This is a genomic window from Actinoplanes sp. NPDC049681, assembly GCF_044465265.1.
GTDB lineage: Bacteria > Actinomycetota > Actinomycetes > Mycobacteriales > Micromonosporaceae > Actinoplanes.
The window spans coordinates 402,843-429,766 of the sequence record NZ_JBITLP010000008.1; the positions used below are offsets into that span (position 1 = coordinate 402,843).

General features: G+C 73.5%; 21 protein-coding genes. 9 read left to right on the top strand and 12 right to left on the bottom strand.

The features are described 5' to 3' along the window. Positions 1–228 precede the first annotated feature (228 nt). The 7 genes from ACIBO8_RS29470 to ACIBO8_RS29500 form a co-directional block, all read right to left on the bottom strand. The gene (locus ACIBO8_RS29470) at positions 229–693 is read right to left on the bottom strand and encodes an SRPBCC domain-containing protein (RefSeq protein WP_396118597.1); all 465 of its coding nucleotides are present in this window, start codon (positions 691–693) and stop codon (positions 229–231) included. Beyond that, positions 690–1,025: an ArsR/SmtB family transcription factor gene (locus ACIBO8_RS29475; RefSeq protein WP_396118598.1), complete on the bottom strand. Its 336-nt coding sequence runs from the start codon at positions 1,023–1,025 to the stop codon at positions 690–692. Before ACIBO8_RS29475 ends, ACIBO8_RS29470 begins: the two co-directional genes overlap by 4 nt. A 75-nt stretch (positions 1,026–1,100) precedes the next feature. Continuing rightward, positions 1,101–1,754 (bottom strand): phosphoribosyltransferase, encoded by a 654-nt coding sequence (locus ACIBO8_RS29480; RefSeq protein ID WP_396118599.1) that lies wholly within the window; start codon positions 1,752–1,754, stop codon positions 1,101–1,103. Next, entirely contained in the window at positions 1,747–3,027 is a 1,281-nt protein-coding gene (locus ACIBO8_RS29485) for an erythromycin esterase family protein (RefSeq protein ID WP_396118600.1), read from the bottom strand. Before ACIBO8_RS29485 ends, ACIBO8_RS29480 begins: the two co-directional genes overlap by 8 nt. A 40-nt stretch (positions 3,028–3,067) precedes the next feature. Next, a complete protein-coding gene (locus ACIBO8_RS29490) occupies positions 3,068–3,475 on the bottom strand; it encodes an NUDIX domain-containing protein (protein ID WP_396118601.1) in 408 nt (135 codons plus the stop codon). 105 nt (positions 3,476–3,580) lie between these two features. Then, positions 3,581–5,272, bottom strand: a complete 1,692-nt coding sequence (locus ACIBO8_RS29495) for an alpha/beta hydrolase (protein ID WP_396118602.1) — start codon at positions 5,270–5,272, stop codon at positions 3,581–3,583. Next, entirely contained in the window at positions 5,269–6,009 is a 741-nt protein-coding gene (locus tag ACIBO8_RS29500; RefSeq protein WP_396118603.1) for a lysostaphin resistance A-like protein, read from the bottom strand. The genes ACIBO8_RS29495 and ACIBO8_RS29500 overlap by 4 nt, the downstream gene beginning before the upstream one ends. A gap of 194 nt (positions 6,010–6,203) precedes the next feature. On the opposite strand from ACIBO8_RS29500, the gene ACIBO8_RS29505 reads away from it, so the two are divergent. Next, the gene (locus tag ACIBO8_RS29505; RefSeq protein ID WP_396118604.1) at positions 6,204–8,048 is read left to right on the top strand and encodes a glycoside hydrolase family 15 protein; all 1,845 of its coding nucleotides are present in this window, start codon (positions 6,204–6,206) and stop codon (positions 8,046–8,048) included. 24 nt (positions 8,049–8,072) lie between these two features. Here the strand turns inward: ACIBO8_RS29505 and ACIBO8_RS29510 are convergent, their stop codons facing one another. Further along, positions 8,073–9,914, bottom strand: coding sequence for a SpoIIE family protein phosphatase (locus ACIBO8_RS29510; RefSeq protein ID WP_396118605.1), 1,842 nt, complete (start codon positions 9,912–9,914; stop codon positions 8,073–8,075). Positions 9,915–10,084: 170 nt separating this feature from the next. Further along, positions 10,085–10,399, bottom strand: a complete 315-nt coding sequence (locus tag ACIBO8_RS29515) for a type II toxin-antitoxin system PemK/MazF family toxin (protein ID WP_396118606.1) — start codon at positions 10,397–10,399, stop codon at positions 10,085–10,087. 169 nt (positions 10,400–10,568) lie between these two features. Here ACIBO8_RS29515 and gndA point away from each other — a divergent pair, with 169 nt between their 5' ends. After that, positions 10,569–12,002, top strand: a complete 1,434-nt coding sequence (gene gndA / locus ACIBO8_RS29520) for an NADP-dependent phosphogluconate dehydrogenase (protein WP_396118607.1) — start codon at positions 10,569–10,571, stop codon at positions 12,000–12,002. 1 nt (position 12,003) lies between these two features. Here the strand turns inward: gndA and ACIBO8_RS29525 are convergent, their stop codons facing one another. Continuing rightward, entirely contained in the window at positions 12,004–14,325 is a 2,322-nt protein-coding gene (locus ACIBO8_RS29525) for a putative bifunctional diguanylate cyclase/phosphodiesterase (RefSeq protein ID WP_396118608.1), read from the bottom strand. Between the two features lie 195 nt (positions 14,326–14,520). Here ACIBO8_RS29525 and ACIBO8_RS29530 point away from each other — a divergent pair, with 195 nt between their 5' ends. Further along, positions 14,521–16,827, top strand: a complete 2,307-nt coding sequence (locus ACIBO8_RS29530) for a histidine kinase (protein WP_396118609.1) — start codon at positions 14,521–14,523, stop codon at positions 16,825–16,827. Next, complete coding sequence (locus tag ACIBO8_RS29535) at positions 16,827–17,474, top strand: response regulator (protein ID WP_396118723.1); 648 nt, start codon at positions 16,827–16,829, stop codon at positions 17,472–17,474. The genes ACIBO8_RS29530 and ACIBO8_RS29535 overlap by 1 nt, the downstream gene beginning before the upstream one ends. Here the strand turns inward: ACIBO8_RS29535 and pgm are convergent. Further along, entirely contained in the window at positions 17,464–19,107 is a 1,644-nt protein-coding gene (gene pgm / locus ACIBO8_RS29540) for a phosphoglucomutase (alpha-D-glucose-1,6-bisphosphate-dependent) (protein WP_396118610.1), read from the bottom strand. The two genes, ACIBO8_RS29535 and pgm, sit on opposite strands and share 11 nt — an antisense overlap. Before the next feature lie 151 nt (positions 19,108–19,258). Here pgm and ACIBO8_RS29545 point away from each other — a divergent pair, with 151 nt between their 5' ends. The 3 genes from ACIBO8_RS29545 to ACIBO8_RS29555 are packed head-to-tail and all read left to right on the top strand — an operon-like array spanning position 19,259 to position 22,075. Further along, complete coding sequence (locus ACIBO8_RS29545; RefSeq protein ID WP_396118611.1) at positions 19,259–20,875, top strand: copper resistance protein CopC; 1,617 nt, start codon at positions 19,259–19,261, stop codon at positions 20,873–20,875. A gap of 41 nt (positions 20,876–20,916) precedes the next feature. Further along, the gene (locus ACIBO8_RS29550) at positions 20,917–21,261 is read left to right on the top strand and encodes an STAS domain-containing protein (protein WP_396118612.1); all 345 of its coding nucleotides are present in this window, start codon (positions 20,917–20,919) and stop codon (positions 21,259–21,261) included. Between the two features lie 28 nt (positions 21,262–21,289). Further along, on the top strand, positions 21,290–22,075 hold the full coding sequence (locus ACIBO8_RS29555; protein WP_396118613.1) for a YaaA family protein: 786 nt from the start codon (positions 21,290–21,292) through the stop codon (positions 22,073–22,075). A 3-nt stretch (positions 22,076–22,078) separates the two neighbouring features. On the opposite strand, the gene ACIBO8_RS29560 is transcribed toward ACIBO8_RS29555, so the two are convergent. Then, positions 22,079–22,681, bottom strand: a complete 603-nt coding sequence (locus ACIBO8_RS29560; protein ID WP_396118614.1) for an FKBP-type peptidyl-prolyl cis-trans isomerase — start codon at positions 22,679–22,681, stop codon at positions 22,079–22,081. 291 nt (positions 22,682–22,972) lie between these two features. Here ACIBO8_RS29560 and ACIBO8_RS29565 point away from each other — a divergent pair, with 291 nt between their 5' ends. Beyond that, positions 22,973–23,962: a hypothetical protein gene (locus tag ACIBO8_RS29565; protein ID WP_396118615.1), complete on the top strand. Its 990-nt coding sequence runs from the start codon at positions 22,973–22,975 to the stop codon at positions 23,960–23,962. A 20-nt stretch (positions 23,963–23,982) separates the two neighbouring features. Continuing rightward, the coding region (locus ACIBO8_RS29570) for an MMPL family transporter (protein WP_396118617.1) at positions 23,983–26,924 on the top strand (2,942 nt) is incomplete at its 3' end.

A 26,924-nucleotide genomic window follows, 5' to 3' on the forward strand; every position in this document is an offset into this window, starting at 1 on the left:
CTGATGCAGTCGTCGTGTCCTCGAGGCCGGCCGGCCACCTCTTCACCACACGAACGGGAGCACACTATGCACTTCTGGGTCAGCGTCGTCCACACCGCCGGGGATCTGCTCTACTTCGCCGCCGCGGTCATCACACTCGCCGCCACACTGCTCGATCGCCCGGACCGCTGACGGACGAGGGGCCGGAAGGAGGCTTCCGGCCCCTGCGCCCCCGGGGTGGGCGCCCTCTCATCCCTGGAGCTTCGCGAGGTAGACGTCCAGGGCGGCGTAGCTCTGCTCGGCCCCGGCCTCCATGCCGGACTCGATCATGTCGTCCCGGTCGGCCTGCGAGGTGAACGTCGTCGTACTGGTGACGGTCGTCCTCCCGTCCTGCTCGGTGAAGACGTAACGCCCGACGGCGACCTGGCCGGGCATCGGCTCGTACTCGAAGGTCCACGTGAAGGTGTCCGGCGCCTGGATGTCTCGGAATTCGCCGCGGAAAGCGTGCTGCCGGCCGTCGGCGGTCTCGACGAAGCGCCAGGTGCCGCCCACGCGGAAGTCGATCGTCACGTCGAGCGGGTTGCCCCGGCCCCACCAGTGCCGGATGTGGTCGGCTTCGGTGTACGCGGCGAAGACCAAAGCCTTCGGGGCGTCGAACGTACGGGTCATGACGAGTTCGGTGTCGGACGGGGTGCTGATGGCGATGGTGCTCACGACTCTTTCTCCTTCTGCAACGTGTCGAGATAGCCGGCCAGCGCGTCGTGGCGCTCCTCCCAGAGCCGCCGGTACTGCGCGACCCAGCCGGCGATGTCCCGCAGCGGCGTCGGTTCGATCCGCACCCGCCGCCACTGCGCCTCCCGGGTCCGCACGATCAGGCCGGCGCGCTCGAGCACGTTGAGGTGCTTCGAGATGGCCTGCGCGGTGATCGGGAACGGGGCGCCGAGCTCGGCGACGGTGGCGTCGCCCTGCGCCAGCCGGGCCAGGATCGCCCGGCGGGTCGGGTCGGCGAGAGCGGCGAAGACGCTGCTGATGGGATCCGCTGTCATGCTCTCCACCACTCGGCTTATAAACCAGTCGGTTAATCAACCGACAGGTTTAGAGTAGGCCTGGAAATGCGGATGTCAAGAGATGAGGTGCACCGCGCGGACGTCGTCGTCCGTCAGCTGCGTGAAGTCCTGGTAGAACCGGCCGACGGCACCGAACTGCAGCGGCCGTTCCAGGCAGATCACCAGATCCGCGTCCGCGGCGAGAGCATGATCGGCGTCCCGCGAGCACACCGGCGTCGCCAGCACGAGCCGGTGCGCCCCCCGCTCGCGCAGCCAGCGCAGCGCCGCCCGGGCGGTGACCCCGGTCGCCACGCCGTCGTCCACGACGATCACCAGCCGGTCCATGACGGCGACCGCCGGCCGGTCACCGCGGTACGCCTGGATCCGGCGCGCCAGTTCCGCCCGTTCGGCCGCGACGGTCTCCGCCAGGTCGGCCTGGGTGAGCCCCAGCTCGCGCAGCGAATCCTCGTCGAAGACCGGCTGCCCGTCCTCGGCGACGGCACCGACGCCGAGCTCCGGGCGCCCCGGCGCGCCGATCTTGCGGGCGATGACCAGGCCCAGGTCCCCGCCGACGATCGCCGCCACGCCCGCGGCGACCGGGACCCCGCCGCGGGGCAGGGCCAGCACCAGCGGCCGCCGGTCGAGGCCGCGGGTGCCGATGTGCCGCGCCACCATGACGCCCAACTGCCTGCCCGCCGCCGTGCGGTCGGTGAAGCGCTGCTCAGACACCGGACGGATACGTCTCCGGCTCGCGGGCGTCGACGGTGAAGGTGTGCAGCGGACGGACGGCGGTCGTCTCGTCGAACCACAGGAACGCGTCGTAGCGCTCGCCGAGGATCGTCGGCACGTAGTTGGCCCACCGCTCCTGCTCGGCGCGGTAGACGACACCGATCGCGCGGTGGGCGACCAGATCGGTCAGCAGCGGCGGCTGATCCGGCCGGTCCGGGAAGACGAACAGGGCGGACCCGGGAGCGGTCGCGTGCAGGACGTCCTCGAGGGCGTCCGGCCGGGCCGGGGGCACCCCCATCACCTCCATCGCGGCACCCCACTGCCGCCCGGCGATCACCGTGCCGCGGTGCCCGCCGAAGCCCACGAGCAGGACGTCGCCGCTGCCGTAGCGCTCCCGCCCGAGCTGGCCGATCGTCACCTCGCCGTGCACACCCTGGTCGGTCGCCCGCGCGTCGCCGACATGGGTGTTGTGCGCCCACACGACGGCCTTCGCGTCCGGGCCGTAGTGCCCGAGCAGCCGGTCCAGGGTCTCGTCCATGTGCCGGTCGCGGACGTTCCAGGACTCCGCGCCGCCGTTCACCATCGTCCGGTAGTACCGTTCGGCGCCGGCCACCACCTCGGCGTTCTGCCAGGCGGCGAACTCCCCCGCCGAGCCCGCGGCCCGCTTGCGACGCTCCACCAGCAGGTCGACGACCTCCCGCTCACAGCTCGCGGCGACCAGGTGGGTCGCCCACGCGTAGGCCTGGGGGTCCTCCGCGTACGGCTCGAAGCACCGGTACGCGGCCAGCGCGCCCGGCACCTGATCCGGGTCGTGCTCGCGCAGATACACGAGGATCTCGCGCATCGACTCCCACAGCGAGTACACGTCGAGCCCGTGGAAGCCCACCTTCGGCTCCCGGGCGGCGTTCCAGGAGCGCAGCCACCGGCAGAAGTCGACGACCTCCTCGTTGGCCCACATCCAGGTCGGCCACCGGTCGTACGCCATCAGCGCCTCCCGCGGGTCACCGGGAGAGCCGGGCAGCCCCCGTACGCAGCGGTCCACGCGCTCGCAGTCCGGCCAGTCGCCCTCGACGGCGACGAAGGAGAAGCCCAGCTCCTCGATCAGGCGCCGGGTGATCACGGCGCGCCAGGAGTAGTACTCGTGGGTACCGTGACTGGCCTCGCCCAGCATGACCACCCGGGCGGACGACGCGCGGTCGATCAGGGCGTCGAGATCGCCGGCGTCGGTGAGCTCCGTGGCCAGCGACGCGACCTCGTCGCCGTAGTGAGACATGGGCGGCGCATACCCGCCGTCCGACCTCGCATACGTCCGATCATTTCCGGTCGGTGAGCAGCTCGAGAGTCGCGGCGAGCTGCGAATGCGCGGGCGCCGGCAGGGCGTCGGGGTGGAACCAACCCAGCTCGTCGAACTTGTGCGGCTCCCCGATGCGCACGGCGGCCGGGTCGACGCGTACGGCGAACACCAGGGCCACCCAGTGCGAGTCCTCGCGAACCACGTTGCGCACGCCCAGCATGGCGACCTCCTGCGGCGGGGTGCCGTACTCCTCCCCCACCTCGCGGGCCACGGCCTGCTCGAAGCTCTCCCCGAACTCCAGCGCGCCGGCTCCGGTGTCCCAGGTGCCCGGTTCGTCGCGGGCGCCCGCGGACCGGCGGGCGAGCAGGATCCGCCCGGCACCGTCGTGGCAGACGAACACGCAGGACACCCGGGGCACTCGGATCATGCCGCCCATCATCTCCCGGGGCGATTCCCCTGACCGGACCCGGGTGCCGCGCCCGCCCGGGCGTATCCGAGCCGCGCGGACCTCGGGCCGGGGCCGCGAGGACGCTCATCCTCCGGTGGTGGACAGCAGGGCGGTGAGGTCGGCGGTGCGCTGGGGCGTCCAGCCGTGCGGAGGTGCGATGTCCGCCCAGGCCGCCACCGGCGCCACGCCGTAGCTGTGCCCGTGACCCGCGGGTACCCCGGTGGAGAACGCCATGTCGGCGGTCACCTGCCAGAACGTGACGAACGGGTACCAGTGCAGGGCCGGCGAGACGTCGGCGCCGCGCGGTTCGCGCAGCCAGTCGGGACGGCTGACCGCCAGGCGCGGCGCCCACCACACGATCGGGTCCGACGGGTGCTGCAGGTACACGACCCGCGGCGTGCCCCACGCGGTCGCGGGCCGGTCGAGGTCGGTGGCCGGGTCGCGGGCGAACCGGATCGTGGCGCCCTGCTCGTAGCTGGGCAGGATCTCGGCGCTCCCCGGGTCCCGGTCGGCGACGTACTCCCGCCACAACGTGTTCCGGTTGGGCGGGCCGACCAGCAGCATCCCGTCGACGCGGTTGCGGATGTCGTCGGCACCGCCGAAGGGCGACTCGGCGCCGAACGAGCCGAGGCTCTCCCCGAAGACGAGCAGCTTCGGCCGGGCGCGCAGCGGCATCCTCGACCATACGGCGTACACCTGGTTGTAGAGGTCCCGCCCGGCCTCGCGGGCGCGCTCCTTGTCGACCAGGAAGGAGAGCCAGCTCGGCAGGTACGAGTACTGCAACGCCACCATCGCGGTGTCGCCGTCGTACATGTACTCCAGCGGCACCACAGCGTCCTCGTCGACCCACCCCGTACCCGTCGTGGTGATCACCAGCAGCACGTCCCGCTGGAACGCGCCGGTCCGCTGCAGCTCGCGCACGGCGAGCCGGGCGCGTTCGCGGGACGTCGGCGCGGAGTCCAGTCCGGCGTAGACCCGGACGGGCCGGTCGGGCCGGGCGCGGCCGAAGCCCGAGAGCTCCTGCGGGCCGGGCCCACCGGCGACGAACTGCCGGCCCTGGTTGCCCAGCGACGCCCACGACACCAGGGACCCCGGGCCTCCGGAGCGCAGCGGGTCGCCCGGCGGCGCCACGCCCGGTTCGGTCTCGTCGTTGACGTCGCGGAACGCGGTGTCCGTGACGGCGAAGAGGCCCTCGATCACCACCCCGTTGAGGATCCCCACCGCGAGCAGCGCCACCGCCAGCCCGGTGATCGCCCGGGCCGTGGTCGCGGGTATCCATCGGCTGAGCAGCCGGCCCATGGCGCGCGCCGCGGAACGCAGGACCCGGATCAGGCCGACGAGCCCGGCCGCGGACACTCCGGCGATGAGCAGGACCGCCAGGACACCGAACCGGGACGGGGCCGCCATCCCCATCAGGCGGTGCACCTCTCGCTGCCAGACCGACCCCTGGTAGAGGAAGAGACCCACCACGGGTACGGCGACGACGGCCAGCCCGCGCCAGGCGACCGGAGAAGGGCTCGGCAGCGGCCGGTTGGACAGCTTCCCCACCAGCCAGACCGACAGCACGCCGGTTCCGTAGCCGATGGCGGCGGTGATCCCGCTGACGATTCCCTGCAGGACGTGACCGCGGGGCAGCAGCGACGGGGTCAGCGACAGGCAGAAGAAGATCAGGGCGCCGAGCACGCCGACATAGGTGTAGTGCCAGCGATGGCGCAGCCGCCACCACCAGCCGCGCGCCGGGAGGTCCGGCTTCTCGGGCGAGGTCGTTGTGGTCACCGCGGGACCGTCCTTTCCCACCAGCCCACCACGCCGGCCGCGATGAGAATTGCCAGGCCGTTGACCGCCCAGTGCAGCCCGGCCGGTGCCAGCAGGCTGCCGCTGCGCCGGCGCAGCTCGCACAGCAGGGCCCCGGCCGCCGTGGTGAACGCCACCGCGCCCGCGACGGCGAGGATCTGCCCGAACCGGCCCGGCCCCACGATCTGCGCGACGGCCGGGTTCACCCGGTTCAGCCGCAGCGACGGGACAACGTGCCACAGGCCGAACAGCCCCGACGACACGAGAGTGGCCCGGGTGGCGCCGGCCCAGCGGTACAGCAGGCCCCAGAGAACGCCGCGGAAGGCGACCTCCTCGAACAGGACCGTGCCGAGCGGGACGATGAGCAGAGCGCCCCGCACCGCGGCACCGAAACCGTTGCGGTAACGCGCGTCGAGGAACGCGGGACGGGTCACCGGCAGCAGGGCCGCCACCGCGTACACCACGGCGACCGCCGCAACGCACACCAGGGCGTACGCGGTCCCGCGCCGCCACGACCGGCGACCGAGGCCCAGGTCCTCCGCGTCCATCCCGGCGCCCCGGGCCAGGGCGAGCAGCACCGCTGCGCCCAGCGGCCCGGCCAGCAGCATGGCGCCCGGCGGCCCGATCCGCCCGGCGACAGCCACCGTCACCAGCACGGCGATCGTCGCGGCCAGGCTGCGACGTGTCGCCGTGGCGCGCGTCGGCGGCCGGGCTCTCACCCGTTCAGCGTGGCGGCCAGATCCTCCCGCCGGCCTCATCCCTGCCGGATGCCTGTCGTCCCCGGCCGGTAGCCAGTCAGCTCCCGACGGCGCCCGGGACAGCAGCACATCATCCACTCCGCATGATGCCGGGGCGCCGACCGGTGCCCAAGCTGGTCGGGCCACCCGCGTACGCACCCCGAAGGGCTGAGCTCATGTCCGACTACCCGCTCATCGCCGAGCACGGCCTCGTCGGTGACCTGCAGACCGCGGCGCTGGTCGCCACCGACGGAACCGTCGACTGGTTCTGCGCCCCGCGGTTCGACTCGCCGAGCATCTTCGGTGCCCTCCTGGACCACCGTCGCGGCGGCCACTGCCGCATCCGGCCCGCCGTCGACGTCTTCAACCGCAAGCAGCTCTACCTCCCGGACACCGCCGTGCTCGTCACCCGCTTCCTGACCGAGTCGGGCGTCGGCGAGGTCGTCGACTTCATGCCGGTGACCGGCAGCAAGCAGAGCTCCGGAAGCCATCGCCTCGTCCGTGTCGTGCGCTGCGTCCGCGGCCGGATGACCTTCGACGTGGAGATCGCCCCGCGCTTCGACTACGGGCGTGAACCGCACCGGACGCGGCAGGGCCCGGACGGCGTCCGGTTCGAGGGCGACCGTACGGTCCTGACCGTCGAATTCATCCGTGAGCCGGACGACGAGCGGGCGAAGATCCGGGTGGACTCCGACGGCGACCTGAACGCCCGGGTGGAGCTGAGGGCCGGCGAGCTGCGGGGCCTCATCCTCGAGGCCGGCGACCGGGCGGCACCGCGCCCGGTGCGGGTGGCTGAGGCGCTGCGGCTGTTCGACGAGACCGTCGGCTATTGGAAGCGCTGGCTCGCACAGTCCACGTACGCCGGGCGCTGGCGGGAGACGTTGCACCGTTCGGCGATCACGTTGAAGCTCATGACGTACGCACCGAGCGGCGGGCTGGTGGCGGCACCCACCGCCGCGCTGCCGGAGCAGATCGGGGGCGAACGGAACTGGGACTACCGGTACACCTGGGTCCGGGATGCCTCGTTCTCGGTGTACTCGCTGCTCGGCATGGGATTCCGCGAGGAGGCCGCGGCGCTGGGGCGGTGGCTGCGGGACCGGGTGGAGGAGCAGGGCGACAAGGACGGCAGCGGACCGCTGAACATCATGTACCGCGTTGACGGGTCGAGCGATCTCACGGAGGAGGTCCTCGACCACTGGGAGGGGTACCGGGGATCGGCCCCGGTCCGCATCGGCAACGGCGCCGCGAACCAGCTCCAGCTGGACATCTACGGTGAGGCGCTGGACAGCATCTACGTCGCCGACCGGCACGGGATCTCCGCGGGCCACCAGGGCTGGCAGCGGATCTGCGACGTGCTGGACTGGCTCACCGAGAACTGGGACCGGCCGGAGGCGGGCATCTGGGAGACCCGCGGCGGCCCACAGGACTTCACCTACGGCCGGCTCATGTCGTGGGTGGCGCTCGACCGGGGCATCCGGCTCGCGGCCGCGCACGGGCGCCCGGCCGCTGTCAGCCGGTGGCAGGCCGAACGGGACGCCGTCTACCAGCAGATCATGACGCGGGGCTGGAGTCCGGAACGCCGGGCCTTCCGGCAGCACTACGGCACGGACGTCCTCGACTCCGCGCTCCTGCGGATGCCGCGCGTCGGTTTCGTCAGCCCGGCGGATCCGATGTGGATGTCCACCCTCGCCGCCATGGACCGGGAACTGGTCACCGACAGCCTGGTGTACCGCTACGATCCGGCCGCCTCGCCGGACGGGCTGCGCGGTACCGAGGGCACCTTCTCACTGTGCACGTTCGCCTACGTCGACGCCCTGACGACCGCCGGACAGGTCGACAAGGCACAGGTGACCTTCGAGAAGATGCTCACCTACGGCAACCACCTCGGTCTGTACTCGGAGGAGATCGCCCTCACCGGCGAGCAGATCGGCAACTTCCCCCAGGCGTTCACCCACCTGGCGCTCATCGACGCTGCCATCAGCCTCGACCGCCGGCTCGACCGCGGCGCACCCGTCGCCTGAGACCGGGACCGGCTGGACCGGAGCTCACCAGCCTCGCAGAAAGTGCCGCAGGTCCTGGGTCTCGCCGGTCACCGGCCGGACGGCCAGGATGCAGGTGTCGTCGTCCGGGTTCGCCTGGCGCAGGCGGCTCAGCAGCTCGCCGAGCGGCTGGCGGGGCGACACCGCCACCGCCTCGTCGACCGCCCGGATGACCGCGTTCAGGCCGTCGTCGAGGCTGCGCCGGCGATGCTCGACGAGCCCGTCGGTGTAGCAGAGCAGCACGTCGCCGATCGCCAGGTCGAGCGTCGCGCACTCGTACGTCGCGTCCTCGACCACCCCGAGCATCGGGCCGGACGGGCGCGGCAGCGGGGCGGTGCGCCCGCCACGGGACAGCAGTGGCGGCGGGTGACCGGCCTGGGCCCAGGTGAGCCGGCGGCGGGCCGGTTCGAAGCGGGCCACGATCGCCGTGGCCGTCGTCTCCGGGTTCTCCTCGTCGAGGTCGCAGGTCAGCCGGTTGAGGTGGCCGAGCAGCACGCCCGGGTCGCCGGTGGTGACCGCGAGCGCGCGCAGGGAGTGGCGCAGCTGGGCCATCGTCGTGGCGGCGTGGGTGCCGTGGCCCGCGACGTCGCCGACCGCGAGCAGCACCGAGCCGTCGCGCAGCGCCGCCGCGTGGTACCAGTCGCCGCCGACCATGCCTTCCTGCTCCGCGGGCAGGTAGCGGACCGCGACCTTGAGCCCCGGCAGCGCCAGCGGGGTCTCCGGGATGGGGAGGATGACCTGCTGCAGCTTGGCCGCGAGCTGGTGCTCGGCGTCGAGCGATCGGCGCTGCTCGGCCAGCTGGCGCTCGACCTCCGCGAGGCGTTGGACGCTCGCCTCGCGGGCCGTCACGTCCTGCACGATGCCGAAGATGCGCAGCGGGGCGCCGGACGCGTCCCGGACCGCGTCCACCACGGAGCGCAGGTGCTTGATCCGGCCGTTGATGCGTACCCGGGTGGTCAGGTCGACCTGCTCGCCGCGCTCGAACGCCTCGACCGCGGCCAGCTTCAGGGGCAGGTCCTCGGCGAGGGAGAGCGCCTCCGACTCCTCCCGTGGCAGCGGCCCGAGGGCGGGATCGCGCTCGTAGATCCGGTACAGCTGCTCGGACCAGCGGACCTCGCCGCTGACCAGGTCCCACTCGCCCCAGCCGAGGTTGCCGAGACGCTCGGTGGCCGCGATCCGCTCGCTGCCCGCCGGGTGGTCCTCGTGCCGCTCCCAGGTCATGAGCAGCGCCGCGCCGAGGCGGTGGGCGCGCACGCTGTAGCGGCCGAAGGCGTTGCGGAAGGGCCCGATCTCGGCCGGTTCGCCGGTGTCGAGCACCCGCTGGTAGACCGGCCAGCGCTCGCTGACCAGCGCCTGCGGGAAGTGCTCGCCGAGCCGGGCGCCGACCAGGGCGGGCCCGCGCAGCCCGTCGACGGCGACCGCCGCCGGGCTGGCGACGGCGACCTCGAGGTCGTGGAGGCGGCCGGTGTCGTCGCGGACCGGCATCATCAGCGCGTGCTGACCCGGCATCGCGTCGAGGACGCCTTGCACCACGGGCAGCCAGTCCGCGCTGGGCCGCACCGGCGCGACGCCGACGGCCGTCGGCAGGAGCGGCGCGGTGCGAGCCTCGCGCTGGTCGGGGACGTCCATGAGGCCGATCACGCCGGCGGCCACCTCGACGAGGTCGCGACCCTGCTCGGCGCTCATCTGCAACAGGCGCCGGTGGGCGTCGGCCAGCCGGCACCGGCTGCGGCCGGCGAGCAGGCCCACGGCCCGGTCGACGACGGCGCGCGCGGCGTCACCCGAAGGACGGTTCGCGGCCGTCCGCAGGCTCTCCACCGCCTCGATGTACGCCTGCCGACCGCCCATCCAGGTCACTGCCCCCTCTTACGCCCGCGCCCGCGGAACTCCCGTCGCCCTCCTGGATACGCCAGCGCCCGCGGCACCGTCATCCCCCGAACACCCCCACCCTCATCCGACCTGCGGCGCTACGTCGACCGGATCACCCGGACGGGCTACCGTGCCGGTCACGGTGGTGGCTAGAGCTCGAAGAGGTTTCGCATGGCCTCGGTCAGCCGGGCCATGCTCGCGCCGGTGACCATGCCGATGCGCTCCGCACCCACGGAGGCGGGGAGTCGGCGCATCCGGTTGACCACCACGACGCCGGTGATCGGATCCTGCTCGGTGAGGGCCACCGCGTACGGTGGCAGCTCGGTGACGCCGCGCTGGCGCACGATCGGGGCGCAGTACGGGGATGCGTTCGACCTCTCGTTGTAGCTGTCGGCCGAGAGCACGAGGACCCGGTAGCGCAGGTCGGTGCGGCTGCCGATGGTCCAGATCTCGCCGCGCTTCACGCGCCGAGCGTACCGTCGGACCGATCTTCCGCGGCGCGCCGGGCCGTCCCGCAGGGTGAGCGTTCCTCATGACCGATCGAACTCGCGGCGTTGTGAATCCGTAACAATGACGGTGACGGCTTGCGACTGACGGGATGCAGCCCGCCTCTCGCGTGGAGGAAGGACGTTCATGACGGAGAAGGCTCAGATCGGCGTAACCGGCCTGGCGGTGATGGGGCGCAACCTGGCCCGCAACTTCGCCCGCCACGGCCACACGGTCGCCGTGCACAACCGCAGCTACGGCCGCACCAAGGAACTCGTCGAGGAGTTCGGGCACGAGGGCACGTTCCTGCCGGCGGAGAGCGCCGAGGACTTCGTGGCGAGCCTCGAGCGCCCGCGCCGCGTGGTGATCATGGTCAAGGCCGGCAAGCCGACGGACGCGGTGATCGAGGAGTTCGCCCCGCTGCTGGAGCCGGGCGACATGATCATCGACGCCGGCAACGCGCACTTCGCCGACACCCGCCGGCGGGAGGCGTCGCTCAAGGAGCGGGGCCTGCACTTCGTCGGCACCGGCGTCTCGGGCGGCGAGGAGGGCGCGCTGAACGGCCCCAGCATCATGCCCGGCGGCTCCAAGGAGTCGTACGAGTCGCTCGGCCCGCTGCTGGAGGACATCTCGGCCAAGGTGGACGGTGAGCCCTGCTGCGTCCACGTCGGCCCGGACGGCGCCGGCCACTTCGTCAAGATGGTCCACAACGGCATCGAGTACGCCGACATGCAGCTCATCGCCGAGGCGTACGACCTGCTGAGGCAGGCCGGCGGCCACTCGCCCGCGGAGATCGCCGACGTGTTCCGCGGCTGGAACGAGGGGCGGCTGGGCTCGTACCTGATCGAGATCACCGCCGAGGTGCTCAAGCAGGTCGACGCGGAGAGCGGGAAGCCGTTCGTCGACGTCGTGGTGGACCAGGCGGAGCAGAAGGGCACCGGGCGCTGGACCGTCCAGTCGGCGCTGGACCTGGGCGTACCCGTCAGCGGCATCGCCGAGGCGGTCTTCGCCCGGGCCCTGTCCGGCGGGGCCGACGTCCGCAAGGCGGCGGCCGGCAAGCTGCCCGGCCCGTCGGCGCAGACCGGCGCCGGCGGCTCCGACCTGCAGGCGGACGTCGAGCAGGCGCTCTTCGCCTCCAAGATCGTCGCGTACGCCCAGGGGTTCCAGCAGATCCAGGCGGCGAGCGCCGAGTACGGCTGGGAGATCGACCCGGGCGCGATGGCGAAGATCTGGCGGGCGGGCTGCATCATCCGGGCCAAGTTCCTGGACTTCATCAAGCAGGCGTACGACAAGGACGCGAACCTGCAGACGCTGCTCGTCGACGACTACTTCCTGGACGCGGTCAGCGGCGCCCAGGAGGCGTGGCGCCGGGTCGTCGCGCTCGCCGCCCAGCAGGGCATCCCGGCGCCGGGCTTCGCGTCGGCGCTGGCGTACTACGACGGCCTGCGCGCCCAGCGCCTGCCGGCCGCGCTGATCCAGGGTCAGCGCGACTTCTTCGGCGCGCACACGTACCACCGGGTCGACAAGGAGGGCGCGTTCCACACCATGTGGGGCGCGGACCGCAACGAGGTGCAGGCCTGAGTCAGGCCGGTACGGCGGTGGCGGTCCGCACCATCAGGGCCGCCATCTCCGCCGGCGGCAGCGGCTTCGCCAGGTGGTAACCCTGGCCCAGCCGGTAGCCCATCCGGCGCAGCCGTTCCATCTGCTCGGCGCTCTCGATGCCCTCGGCCACCGCGTACAGGTCGAGGTACTCCGTGAGCTGGGCGACGGCCGCGGCCACCGCGAGGCGGCCGCGGTCCTCGCCCTCGCAGATCCCGTCGACGAAGGACTTGTCCAGCTTCAGGACGTCCACCGGGAAGGCGCGCAGCAGGCTCAGGCTCGACTGGCCGGTGCCGAAGTCGTCGAGGGCCAGCCGTACGCCCATCTCGTGCAGGGCCTGCAGAGTGTCGCGCACCTGCCGCCCGTCGAGCACCGAGGTCTCGGTCACCTCGAGCACCAGGTTCGCGGGGCCGAGCCGGGTGTCGCTGAGCACGGCGGCGACGTCGTCCACGAAGCCCGGCTCGCGCAGCTGCCGGGCCGCCACGTTGACGTTGATCGACGGGATGGCGGCCGGGCCGTGCTCCGCGTGCCAGCGGGCGAGCTGCTCACAGGCCTCGCGCAGCACCCAGGCGCCGAGCGGGACGATCAGCCCGGACCGCTCGGCCACCGGGATGAAGTCGGCGGGCGGGACCGTGCCGCGCACCGGGTGCTGCCAGCGGACCAGGGCCTCCGCCCCCGCCATGCGGCCCGTGGTGATGTCGAAGACCGGCTGGTACTCCAGGTACAGCTCGTGCCGGATGATCGCGTTGTGCAGCTCGCTGCCGAGGCGGGCGTGGTTGACCACCTCGTGACGCATCCGCGGCTCGAAGCGGGCCCAGGAGGCCTTGCCGGCGGCCTTGGCGGCGTACATGGCGATGTCGGCGTTGCGCAGCACCTCGTCGGCGCTGTCGCCGGGGCCGGCCAGGGCCACGCCGATGCTGGCGTGGGCCAGGAGCTGGTGCTCGCCCACCTTGAGCGGCACGGCGAGCGCCGCGAGGATGCGCGCCGCGGCCGCCTCGGCCTGCACCGGGTCCTCGGTGTCGAGCAGGACGGTGAACTCGTCGCCGCCGAGCCGCGCCGGCAGGTGGGTGACCGCGCTGTGGTGGCGCAGCCGCTGGGCCACCTCGTGGAGGAGCTGGTCGCCGACGGCGTGGCCCATGGTGTCGTTGACCATCTTGAAGTCGTCGATGTCGATGAGCAGCGCGGTCGCCGGCAGGTGCGCGGCCAGGCGCTCGCTGAGCACCACGCCGAAGCGGGCCCGGTTCGCCAGCCCGGTCAGCGGATCATGCATCGCCAGGTGCTCGAGCTCGGCCTGCTGGCGCCGGATGCCGGCGAGCATCTTCTCGTTGGCGCGCAGCCCGAGGAGCTGCCGGGCGACGACGAAGGCCGCGATGAGCACGGCGCCGATGATGACGACCCGCTGGTCGGCGTCGAGCTGCCGGGCCGAGACGCTGATGACCAGGGCCGCGGTCGCTATGACCGCGGCCAGGGGCAGAGCGTTGTAGATGTTGCGGCCGCCCGGCGGCCTCGCCGCGGCCGGACGGGCGAGGACGAGCTGCTGGCGATGGGCGGCGAGGGTCATGGCCGCGCCCACGACCGGTACGGCCAGCACCGACAGCCAGAGCCGCCCGGCCTCCCCGCCGGCGATCAGCAGCACCGCGACGACCACCCCGGTGAGCGGGGCGACCGTGACGATCCGCAGCGCCACCGAGTCGACCACGCTGGCCGGGCTCATCGCCGCCCGGCCGATCACCACCAGCGCGATGAGGCCTCCGACCCCGACCACGGCGGCACCCTGCTGGGTCACGCGGTCGGTGGCGGGCGGGGCCAGCTCGACGATGACGTACGAGAAGATGAGGGCGCCCGCGACGGCGACCGTGGCGCCGTCCAGGAACAGCTGCGCCCAGCGCTGCAACGACCGCTTCTCGCGCGGCAGGTGCAGGAACGCCAGCATCAGCAGGACGACACCGATGAGCACCGGCCCCGCCACCAACGGCGAGATCCCCGGCCGGTTGTTGGAGAGGGCCACCATCAGGGCCGCCCCGATGCCGACGCAGAGCGCGGCGTGCGAGAACAGCCGCCAGAACCCGCGGATCGGCCGGGCGACGACGATCATGACGCCGATCCGGCGGCAGGCGAGGTACGCGGCGGCCATGGCGACCGGCCCTGCCGCGTACCCGGCGCGCATGGAGTCGTCGGCATCTCGCATGACCAGCCACACCAGCACCCACACCACCGCGCCGAGGGCAGCGGCGGGCGGCAGCAGACCCGGCCGGGCCTGTTTCTGCGCGCGCCGGCGGCCCACCCGCGTGGTCGGCGTGGTCATGCTGCGTACGACTCCCTGTCGCTGCTGGTCCTGGCGGTGTTCCAGTCGGCGTACGGGCAGGGAAGCTGAGAATTACCGCATCCGGGCCGCCACCGCCGCGAGCGCGACGGAGCTGCCCTAACCTGCGATAGAGATCCGGTTGGACCCGGAGACCGATGTGCGGGCGTGCGTACGCCGCCTAGGGTCGCAGGCGTCATGAAACGGATTCCGGTCTGGGTGCTGCCCGTCGTGCTCGCTCTTCTGCAGCTCACGACCTGGCCCGGGCTGCCGTACCTGGAGCGGGAACACGTGTCGGCGCTGGCTGCGGCGACGGCCGTGGCGGTCACCGTGGTCGCGTCGGTGGCGTTGCTGTGGCGGCGTACCGCGCCGGTGGCGGTGACCGGTGTGATCGTCGTCGCGCTGACCGTCGGAGAGTGGGGTCTGCCGACCGACGCCCTCTCGGCGATCGGCGGTGCCGACGTCATCGCGCTGTACGGCGTGGCGGTGCTCCGCAGCCAGCGCGCCACACTGCTGACCGTCCTCGGCCTGATCGGGTGGCAGTGTGCGCTGGTGGCGGCCACCGACGAGCTCGGCGCCGACTACCCGGCAGCGGTGGCGCTGCTCGTGGCGTTCTACGTGACCGTCGTGGCCCTGGGGCGGGCGCGGCACCGCTGGCACGCCGACCGGGCCCGGGCGGCGGCGGAGCTGGCCGAGGCGGAGGACCGCCGGTCACGGGCGGCGGACACCGAGCGCCACCGGCTCGCCCGCGAGCTGCACGATGTCACCGCGCACCACCTCACCTCGATCGTCGTGATCGCCTCCGCCGCCCAGCGGATCGGAGCGTCCCGGCCGGAGCTGGTGGCCGAGGCGCGCGACTTCGCCGCCCGTACCGGCCGGGAGACGCTCGCCGCCCTGCACCGGCTGGTCGCCCTGCTGCAGCGTCCGGACGTGGGCCCGGACGCCGCCGGTCCCCGGCTCGAGGAGCTGGCCGAGGGCTTCCGCAGGCTGGGTCAGCGGGTGACGGTCACGGCCGGGGCGGAGCCGGCGCCGGCCGTCGCCGAGGCCGCTTACGGGATCGCCCGCGAAGCGCTCACCAACACCCTGCGGTACGCGCCGGGAGCCACCGTCACCGTCGCGCTGCAGGACGTGCCCGGCGGGGTGGACCTGACCGTGACCGACGACGGCGCCGCGACGGCGGACGGCACGGTCGCGGACCGGCTCGGCTCCGGTCGCGGTCTCACCGGCATGCGGGAGCGGGCCGAGGCGCTCGGCGGCAGCCTCGAGGCAGGGCCGCGCTCCGCCGGCGGATGGCAGGTACGCGCGCTGCTCCCGGCCGTACCCTCCCCCGCCGCCGCGACCGGCCGGCGACCGGGAGCCGACCGGCTCATCGACGCGGCGGTGCTGCTGCTGGCCCTGGTCGGACCGGTCGTCGCCCTGCTGATCCTGCTCGGCGAGCGCTACCTGACACCGGGGCAGGCCCCGCTGGCCGTACTTCTGATCATCGCGCACGCGGCGCCGCTGATGTGGCGGCGCGACCGGCCCTGGATCGTCCTGGCGGCCGCCGTGGGCACGACCTGGCTCTGGCCCGCGCTGGTCGCCGTCGGCGTTCTCTCCCTCACCCACGGCTGGATCGCCGGCCTCTCGCTGGGTGTGGAGGTGCTCGCCGTGCACGCCGTGGCCCGCTACGGCCGGGAACCGGTGCTCTCCTGGCTGTCCATGCTCGCGGTGCTGGTCACGGCGATACCGGCGCTCACGCTGATCCTGGTCCTCGACCCGCCGGCCGACGACGCCGGGGAATCCCCCGCGTTCCTGCTGGTCGTGATGATCCTGTTCGCCGGCGTCCCGCTCGGCTCCTGGGTGCTCGGCGCGTGGCTGACCGGTTTCCTGGTGCGCCGCCGGCGCGAGCGGGACCGCCTGCGGCAGAACCACGCGGTCGCCGCGCTGACCGCCTGGGCCGTCGCCGAGGCGGGCGCCGAGCGGGCCCGGGTCGCCGCCGGGCTGCGCGCCGCGGTGCTGCGCGACACGGCGGTGGTCGCCGAGGCCGCCGACCGCGGGGATCTCGACCAGGTGCTGCGGTCGGCGCGGGCCGCCCTGGACGGCATGCGCGGACTGCTCAACGACCTGCGCGAGGCGCCGGCCGCCGACCCGGCCGACCACGGCCGCACCCCGCAGCCGACCCTGGCCGCCCTGCCGGACCTGGCCGACCGGTGGCGCGCCAACGGCCGTACGGTGACCCTCGAGGTGACCGGCGCGGGACGGGCGCTGGGCCCGGACGTGGACCTGTCCGCGTACCGGGTCGTGGAGCTGCTGCTGGCCGGGGACACCGGGCCGGTGACCGTACGGGTGGACCTCACGGCTGACCCGCTGCGGATCCGCGTCACGCCGATGCCCACCGACCCCGGCGGCGAGGTGGCCGCGGGGCTGCGTGCCCGCCTGGCGGCCGTCGGCGGCGCCCTGACCACGGGCGCGAGCCCGGAGATCACACTGCCGAACGGGGAGGTGACGTCATCGCAACCCGCGTGATGGTCGTCGACGATCAGCTGATGGTGCGGGCCGGGATAGCGGCCATCGTGGACGCCGAGAACGACCTGGCGATCGTGGGCGAGGCCGGCGACGGCGCCGCGGCGCTGGAGGTCGCCGCCCGGGTCCGGCCGGACGTCGTCCTCATGGACATCCGGATGCCGGGCATGGACGGGCTGACCGCCACGGCCCGGCTGACCACCGCGCCGCAACCGCCGAAGGTGCTGGTGCTGACCACGTTCCACCAGGACGCGTACGTCTACGAGGCGCTCAAGGCGGGCGCGTCCGGCTTCGTGCTCAAGGACACCGAGCCGGCCGACCTGCTGGCCGCCATCCGGGTGGTGGCCGACGGCGAGGCCATGCTCAGCCCCGCCGTCACCCGGCGGCTGATCGACGCGTTCGCCACGGGCGGGCTGGTCGCCGCCGCCCGCGACGATCCGCGCCTGGACGGGCTGACCCCGCGCGAACGCGAGGTGCTGGTCAGCATCGCCGGTGGCCTGTCGAACGCCGAGATCGGCGCGGCGCTGGGCATCACGACCGGCACCGTGAAGGCGCACGTCAACGCCCTGCTCGCCAAGCTCGGCGTCCGCGACCGGGTGCAGGCGACGATCGTCGCCTACAACCTCGGCCTGGTCCGGCCTAACCCTTGAGCGCGGCCGACACCACGGCGCGCGCCTCCTCCTGGATGCGGGCCAGTGCCTCGGGGCCCTTGAACGACTCGGCGTAGATCTTGTAGACGTCCTCGGTGCCGGAGGGGCGGGCGGCGAACCACCCGGACTCGGTGGCCACCTTCAGCCCGCCGATCGGGGCGTCGTTGCCCGGCGCGCTGGTGAGCACCGCCGTGATCGGCTCGCCGTCGAGTTCCTTCGCCGACACCTGCGACGGGGAGAGCTTGCCGAGGACGGCCTTCTCCTCCCGGGTCGCCGGGGCGTCGATGCGGGCGTACGCGGGCGAGCCGAACTTCGCGGTCAGGTCGGCGTAGTGCTGGCTGGGCGTCCGGCCGGTTGTCGCGAGGATCTCCGAGGCGAGCAGGTCGAGCAGGATGCCGTCCTTGTCGGTACTCCATGGGCCGCCGTCGCGGCGCAGGAACGACGCGCCGGCGCTCTCCTCGCCGCCGAAGCCGACCGAGCCGTCCAGCAGCCCCGGCACGAACCACTTGAAGCCGACCGGCACTTCGACGAGCGTGCGGCCCAGGTCCGCCGCGACCCGGTCGATCATCGAGGAGGAGACCAGAGTCTTGCCGATCGCCGCGCCTCCGGGCCAGTCGGTGCGGACCCGGAACAGGTACGAGATCGCCACCGCGAGGTAGTGGTTCGGGTTCATCAGCCCACCGTCGGGCGTCACGATGCCGTGCCGGTCGGCGTCGGCGTCGTTGCCGGTCGCCAGCTGGAACCGGTCCTTCTGGGCGATCAGCGAGGCCATCGCGTACGGCGACGAGCAGTCCATCCGGATCTTGCCGTCCCAGTCCAGCGTCATGAACCGGAAGGTCGGGTCGACGTCCGGGTTCACCACGGTCAGGTCGAGCCCGTACCGCTCGCCGATCTCCCCCCAGTAGGCCACCGAGGCGCCGCCCAGCGGGTCGGCGCCGATGCGCACCCCCGCGGCCCGGATCGCCTCCATGTCGATGACCGAGCCGAGGTCGTCCACGTACGCGGAGAGGTAGTCGTAGCCGGACACCAGGTCGCCGGCGCGGGCCTTGGCCGCGCCGACCCGGCGGACGTCCTTGAGCCCGGCCGCGATGAGCGCGTTCGCCCGGTCCTGGATCCACCGGGTGGCGTCGGTGTCGGCCGGGCCGCCGTTCGGCGGGTTGTACTTGAAGCCCCCGTCGTCGGGCGGGTTGTGCGACGGCGTCACGACGACGCCGTCGGCGAGCCCACCGGTGCGGCCGCGGTTGTACGTGAGGATGGCGTGCGACAGCGCCGGCGTCGGGGTGTAACCGTCCCGGCTGTCGATCCGCACCTGGACGTCGTTGGCGGCGAACACCTCCAGGGCCGTCACCATGGCCGGCTCGGAGAGGGCGTGGGTGTCGCGGCCGAGGTACAGCGGGCCGTCGGTGCCCTGGTCGCGGCGGTACTCGACGATGGCCTGGCTGGTGGCGGCGATGTGGTCCTCGTTGAACGCGGTCCGGAGGCTGGATCCGCGGTGGCCGGAGGTGCCGAAGGCGACCTTCTGCTCGACCGCCTGCGGGTCGGGGTGCTCGGTGTAGTAGCTGAGGACCACCCGGGGTACGTCGATGGTGTCGCGGGAATCGGCGGGGGTGCCGGCGCGGGGGTGCACGGACATCGAGGGGCCTCCTTGAGGGCGTGGATCTGCCCGGATCGTAGCGTCGCTGCTCGGATTGAACCTTTCCCCGTGCGGATCCGAACTACCTCGCGTGACAGGGGTGAGGGCGGTCGGGGGGCCGCGGGCTTTTCGCGTACTCATCATGCTCCTGATGGGTCTCGCCGTCGTGCTTCCGGCCGCGCCGGCGAGCGCGCACGCGGCGCTGGTGAGCGCGACGCCGGAGCCGGGCAGCGTGGTGGGCGCGCCGCCGGACGAGATCGTCGTGCGCTTCAGCGAGGCGGTCACGCCGGTGCCCGGGCGGACCCAGGTGCTCGCCCCGGACGGCAAGCGGATCACCGGCACGGTCACCGCGGCCGGCCCGCTGCTGCGCATCCAGGTCCGCCGCGCCGCGCAGCCGCTGGGCACGTACCTGGTCAGCTACCGGATCATCTCCGCCGACAGCCACCCGGTCGGCGGCGCCATGACCTTCTCGGTCGGCGCGCCCTCGGCGCGGCCCGCCGAGGGCGACCCCACCGGTGAGCATCCGTCGGTCGCGGTCGCCGGTCCCGCATTCCGGATCGCCGGGTACGCCGGCCTGACGCTGATCGTCGGCCCGGCGCTGCTGCTGGCGCTGCTCTGGCCCCGCCGGCTGTCCCGGCGCGGCCCCACCCTGCTGGTACGGGCCGGCCTGATCGGCACCGCCGCGGCCACCCTCGGCGGGCTGTGGACCCAGGCTCCCGCCAGCAGCGGCGCCCCCTGGTGGGACGTGTCGGTGACCGAGCTGGCGGACGTGCTGGCCAGCCCGTACGGGATCGCCCTGCTGGCCCGGCTGGCCGTGCTGGCGGCCGTCGCGGCGCTGCTGCCGCCGGTGCTGCACGGCACCGGGGGCCGCCGCCGCGGTGCGGTCCTGATCGCGCTCGGCGTCGCCGGGCTGACGACCTGGCCGCTGAGCGGGCACGCCGCCGAGTCACCGCTGCCGGGCGCGATCGTCGCCGCCGACGTCGTGCACATCGCCGCGATGGCCACGTGGCTCGGCGGCCTCGTGACCCTGTCGGTCTTCCTGCTGCGCCGGGCGCACCCGCGGGTCCTCGGCCGGATCCTGCCGGTCTGGTCGCGCTGGGCCGCGCTGGCCGTGGTGTGGCTGACCGGCGCCGGCGTGGTCCAGGCCGTGGTCCAGCTGGGCTCGTTCGGTGCGCTCTGGACCACCGCGTACGGCCGGATCCTGCTCGGCAAGATCGCGATTCTGGCGGGCGTGCTCGCCGTGGCGGCGGTGGCCCGGCGGTTCGTGCGGCGCTCGTGGGTGACCACCACCGGGCCCGGGCCGCTGCGCCGCACGGTCGGCATCGAGCTCGTGGCGACCGTGGTGGTGCTCGGGCTGAGCGGCGTGCTGGTGCAGACCACCCCGGGGCGCGCCGCGACGGCCGAGCGGGTGGCCACCACCGAGAAGGGCGTGTCGGGCACGCTCACCTCGGGCCTGTTCACCCTGCAGTACTACGTGTATCCGGTCGAGCTCGGCGAGAACAACACGGTGCACGGGTTCACGTACACGCCGGAGGGCAAGCCGCTGGCTGCCCAGGAGTGGACGGTGACCACCCGGCTGCGCGGGCAGGACCTCGAACCGGTGACGCAGCCGATGCTCCCGCTCGACCCCCGCAACGACGCGGTCGGCGCGCTGACGTTCCCGCTGCCCGGCACCTACGACGTCACCTTCACCGTCCGGACCACGGAGATCGACCAGGCGACGGTCCGGACGACGATCACGGTCCCGCAGGTTCCGCAGCGACCCTGAGTGGGCAGAGGGAAGTCTCCGTCGATGCGAGGAGACCGACCGTGCACGTGTCCGTCATCGGCAATCCGGACGACACCGTCGTCGTGACCGTCCGCGGCAACCTGGACCTGGACACCGCGCCGGTCCTGCGCACCACCATGGACCAGGTGCTCGAGCGGCCCCACCCGCGCGTGGTCGTCGACCTGTCCGGCGTCGACTTCTGCGACTCGACCGGGCTCAGCGCCTTCGTGCTCGGCCACCAGCGCGCCGCGGCGTCCGGGGGCTGGGTGCGCCTCGCCGCTCCCGGCGAATGGCTGCACGGCCTGCTGCGCACGGTAGGCCTCGTGCCCACCCTGGCCGTCTATCCGAGCGTGGCCGACGCGCTCGCCGGAACGCCGCCGGGGTGACCGGCCTGCGGCCTTGTAATCTCGCGGCGTGCTCATCCTGCTGCCGCCGTCCGAGGGAAAGACCGCGCCGTCCGCCGGGGAGCCGGTCGACCCGGCCGCGCTCTGGCTGCCGAAGCTCGCCACCGCCCGCAAGCGCGTGCTCGGCAAGCTGGCCGCGATGAGCCGGCGGCGCAGCGCCCGCGCGGTCGCGGAGTCGCTCGAGGTGCTCGGCCTCAGCGCCGGGCAGCGCGGCGAGCTCGAGCGCAACGCCGGCCTGGCCACCGCACCCGCGGCGCCCGCGGCCGAGGTCTACACCGGAGTGCTCTACGAGGCGCTCGACGTCGCGACCCTCGCCCGGGAAGCGCGGGCGTGGGTGGCGGACCGGGCCGTCGTGTTCTCCGGGCTGTGGGGCGTCGTACGGCTCACCGACCGGATCCCGGCGTACCGGTGCTCGGCCGGGGTCACGCTGCCGGGGATCGGGGGGCTCACGCCGTACTGGAAGACCGCCCTGACCCGGCACGTGCCCGCCGGCGGACCGGTGCTGGACCTGCGCTCCGGGGCGTACGCGTCGATGTGGACGCCGGGGCCGCAGGCGGTGGCGCTGCGGGTGCTGCACGAGCGGATCGTCGACGGCGAGCCGCGCCGCTCGGTCGTCAGCCACTTCAACAAGGCCACCAAGGGCCGGCTGGTACGCGCGCTGGCGGAGGAGGGCGTGGCGCCCGGCTCGGTGGACGAGCTGCTCACGACGTTGCGGGACCTCAAGTACACCGTCGAGGAGCGGCCCGTCGCGGCGGGCCGCCCCCGTCAGGCGGATGTCGTCGTACGCGAGCTCTGAGGGTTACTGCGCGGCCAGCACGTCGATGACGAAACGCAGGTCACCGGCGGGACGGCCGCCCGTGGCGTTTTCGCCGTACGCGAGGTCGGCGGGGATGTCCAGCTGCACCCGGCTGCCCACCGGCACGCCGACGAGGCCCTCGTCCCAGCCCTTGATCAGCTGGCCGACGCCGACCGGGAATTCGGCCGGCTGCCCGCTTTCCCACGACGAGCCGAACTGCTTGCCGTCCTTGTACGTCACGCCGACGTAGTTCGCCTGGATGGTCTGCCCGGCGGTCAGCTTGGGGCCTTTGCCGGCGACGAGCTGCTTGACGACCAGCTTGGTGACGTCGCCCTTGCCCGCCTTGACGACCGGCTTCTCCTTCAGCGCCGGGTCGAGGGCGGTCTGCGCGGGCGGCGCGCTCGGCGCGGCGGCGGCCGGCTCGCTGGGAGCCGGGGCGGGCTCGGTGGCGGCGGCCGGTGCCGCGCTCTGCTTCCCCTTGTCGTCGTCCGACATCTGGATGCCGACGAAGACCGCGACGAGCACGGCGATCACCGCGACTCCGGCGAGGGCGCCCGAGAGCGCCTGGCCGCGACGCTTGCCGGCAGTCTGGTCCTGACCACTCATCTGTACCGCTTCTCCCGTCGGATAGGAAACTTCGGACACCGTACTTCCTCGGCGGACATCCGTTCGCCCGGACCTCCGCCGAACCGCCGACCCGAGTGATCAACTAAACGGCTCGTTACTCATTTCGCTCTTCTCCGTCACTCACAGAAGGTGAGACGGTGTACTCCCCCAACCGCATGACGGCGGCCGCTCACCGCCCGTACCGATTGAGCACAGCACCAGGACCAGGGACAACTTGCCCGGCCGCCAGCGGCGACCGGCGTGCGCCCGCGAACGACCGGGGAGGGTCGGTTGCCGGACGACGACCGTACGACAGGTCGCCAGCCACAGCCCGGGGAGCGCCCGTCCGACGCCGCGCACCGCAGGCCCTATCCGGCTGCCTCACCCCGCAGCGGCTACGGCTACCGCACGGCGGGCCGCCGCGGCGCGGCCGTGCCGCCCGAGCTGCTCGACGACCGGCCCCGGAGGATGAGCGAGTTCCTCATGCCCGCCGCCGTGATCCTCGCCGGCGTGCTCATCGTCATCGCGTTCGGCCTGATCATCACGCGGGCGGTCCGCAACGACGACAAGAACGCCATCCCGCCGGTGCAGCCACCCGCACTGGGCGACGTGCCGCTCAACCCGCCCAACCAGTTCCCCATCCCGCTGCCCAGCGCCTCCGACAGCCCGTCGCCGTCGCCCAGCGAGACGACCACGAAGCCGCCGGAACGCAAGGAGAGCCCCTCGCCGTTCGCGGGATCCGTCTCGATCGCCCGTACCGGCATCACGGCCGTGGTCGACCTCTCCAACGAGGGCACCCGCGACTGGGTGCACTGGGGCGAGCAGAGCACCTTCTCGCTGGAACGCAAGTCGGACGGTGACTTCGCCATCCTCGAGGGCGCGCCGACCGCACCGCGATTCCGGCACGCCTTCAGCCCGCAGCGCTTCTCCTGGCGGGGCGGCTCCCCAGTGAGCAACTCCGACGGCACCCCCACCGGCATCCGCACCTGCGGCAAGGGCAACGGCTTCACCATCTCGGCGCCGGCGAGCACCTCGACGCGCACGCTCAAGGTGTACGTCGGCGCCCTCGCCGGGCGCGGCCGGATCACCGCCAAGCTGTCCACCGGCGGACCGACGGCCGGCAGCAGCTTCGAGGAGCGCGGCAGCAACCTGGACACGGTCGCCTTCGTCGTGACGTACCGGGCGCCGAAGGACGGCAAGATCAACGTCAGCTGGGTCACGGAGGACTCGTTCAGTTCCGACTGCGGTGGCGTCGCATTGGAAGCGGCGACACTGCGCTGATCCCTGCAGGGAGTTTCTCGTTGGTCGCCGGGTGGGGCTCATTCGTGGCCCGGTTCCGCTGGGCGGTGCTCGCGAGCGCGATCATCGCGGTCGTGGCCGCCGGGATCTGGGGCACGGGCGTGTTCGATCGGCTCTCCGAGGGCGGCTACACCGACCCGGGCAGCGAGTCGAGCCGCGCCGCCGCCGTGGTCCGCGCGCAGCTGGGCCCCCAGGACGGCGACGTCGTGGTGATCTACCGGCCGGCGCAGGGCTCGATCGACGACCCGGCGCTGGGCCGGCGGATCCAGGCCCGGCTCGCCGCCCTGCCGAAGTCGTCGGTCGCCGCGGTCACCGGCTACTGGCCCGGCCGGACCGCGCAGTACGCCGCGGCGGACCGGAGGAGCGCGGTCGCCGTCCTGACGCTGACCGGCGAGGACGACGGCGAGAAGCTCGACAGGTTCCGCGAGATCGACGACAAGCTGTCGGTCGCCGGGGCCACCGTCCAGCTCGCCGGGGCCGCACCGCTCGGGGACGCGTCCGCCGCCCGCTCGACCGACGACCTCGCGTTCGCCGAGGCCGTCTCCCTACCCGTCGTGCTGATCCTGCTGCTGTTCATCTTCGGCTCGCTGGTCGCCGCGTCGCTGCCGGTGCTGGTCGGCGGGTGCGCGGTGCTCGGCTCGCTGGGCGTGCTGAACGCGATTGCGCGCAGCCACGACGTCAACTCGTTCGCCGTCAACGTGGCCAGTCTGCTGGGGCTGGGCATGGCCATCGACTACGGGCTGTTCATGGTGGGGCGGTTCCGGGAGGAGCAGGGCTTCGGGCGGACGCCGGCGCAGGCGGTCACCCGTACCGTCGCGACCGCCGGACGCACCGTGCTCTTCTCCGCGACGCTGCTGATGATCGCCCTGGCCGGGCTGCTCCTCTTCCCGCAGGGCTTCCTCAAGTCGCTGGCCTACGGCGGCCTCGCCGCCGTCGCGCTCGCCGCCCTGCTGTCCCTCACCCTGCTGCCCGCGCTGCTGGCCGTCCTGGGTCACCGTGTCGACAAGCTTCCGGTACGTCTGCCGCGCCGCCGCAGCCGTGCCGCGGGTACGGGCTGGGCCGCCCTCGCGGACACGGTGCTGCGCCGCCCGGTCCTGGTAGCGCTGCCCATCCTCGCCGGCCTGCTGGTGCTGGCGGCCCCGATCCGCGGCGTGCAGTTCGGCGAGAACGACGAGCGGGTGCTGCCGGCCACCGAACCGGCCCGGCAGGCGGTCGAGACGCTCAAGCGCGACTATCCCGCCCTGAGCAGCGCCGGCATCCAGGTCGTGCTCCGCGGCAGCCTGACGGACACCCGGCCGTTCGCGGACGAGGTGAAGAAGGTCCCCGGCATCGCGGCGGTCACCCCGGGCGGCAAGGGCGGCGACGTCGTCACGTACACGGCGACGCTCGCCGACAAGGACCCGTTCAGCGCGGCGGCGCGTACGGCGGTCGACCGCATCCGCGACCTGCGCCCGCCGACCGGCTCGCAGCTGCTCGTGGGCGGCACGACGGCCCGCAACGTGGACAGCCTGGCGGCCACCGCGGACCGCCTTCCGCTGATGGTGGCCCTGCTGATCGGCGCCACCCTGCTGCTCATGTTCCTGGCGTTCGGCTCGGTCCTGCTGCCGATCAAGGCGGTGCTGATGAGCGCGCTGAGCCTGAGCGCCACCTTCGGCATCCTCGTGTGGATCTTTCAGGACGGCCACGGCGCGGACCTGCTGCGGGTCACCCCCGCCCCGCTCGAGGCCGGCATCGTGGTCCTCATGGCGGCAGTCGTCTTCGGCCTCTCCACCGACTACGAGGTGTTCCTGCTCTCGCGCATGGTGGAGGCCCGCACCCGCGGCGCCTCGACGGCGGAGGCGGTGACGACGGGCCTGGCCCGCACCGGCCGCGTGATTAGCGCGGCGGCCGTACTGCTCATCGTGGTGACCGGCGCCTTCGCCCTCTCCTCGGTGTCGACCATGCGCTTCGTCGGCGTCGGGATGATCATCGCGCTGTTCCTGGACGCCACCGTGGTCCGCATGCTGCTGGTCCCGGCCGTCCTGCGGCTGATGGGCGACGCGGCCTGGTGGGCGCCGGGGCCGTTGCGCCGGCTCCAGGAGCGGGCCGGCCTGGCGGAGTACGAGGACGAGGAACTGTTCCCGACGGTGTCGGTGGGCCGGCACGCGGCGCCCGAGACGAATGCGGCTCCGAAACCGGCGCTGTTGCCCGCCACCGGGCCGGGGATGCCGCCACCGCCCGCCGCCGGACCGGGGACGGCGCCGGTGCCCGTCGCCGGGCCGGGGACGGTCGTCGCGGGGCCGGGGACGGTCGTCGCGGGGCCGGGCGCGGTCGTCGCCGGGCCGGGCGCGGTCGTCGCCGGGCCGGGCGCGGTCGTCGCCGGGCCGGGCGCCGTCGTCGCCGGGCCGGGCGCCGTCGTCGCCGGGCCGGGCGCGGTCGTCGCCGGGCCGTCGGCGTCTCTGCCTGCCGAGGACGGGAAGCCGGTGGGCGAGCCCGCCCCGTGGACTGCCGTGGTCGGGCTGCCGGTCGCGGGCCTGCCCGTGGCCGGATCCGCGCCGGTGCCCGGGCCGGACCGGATCACCCTCGAGGAACAGCTGCCCGGCCCCTTCCCGCCGCCGGCGGCTCCGGTGTCCACGCCGACGCAGCCGGCACCGGCCGCCCCGGCCCGGACGACCGCGTCGGTGCCGCCGGCGCACCCGGGCGCGGATGCCGGTCCGTCCTACGGCGGCGCCGGCCGGCGGCCCCAGAACCTCGGCGATTTCCGGCCCGCGGCCGACCTCTCGGCGCGGGCTGCCCCGCCACCGGCCGGTGCGGCCCCGCCACCGGCCGGTGCGGCCGCGGCGCCGGTCAACTCGGCCACGGCGCCAGTCAACTCGGCCACGGCGCCAGTCAACTCGGCCACGGCGCCAGTCAACTCGGCCACGGCGCCAGTCAACTCGGCCACGGCGCCAGTCAACTCGGCACG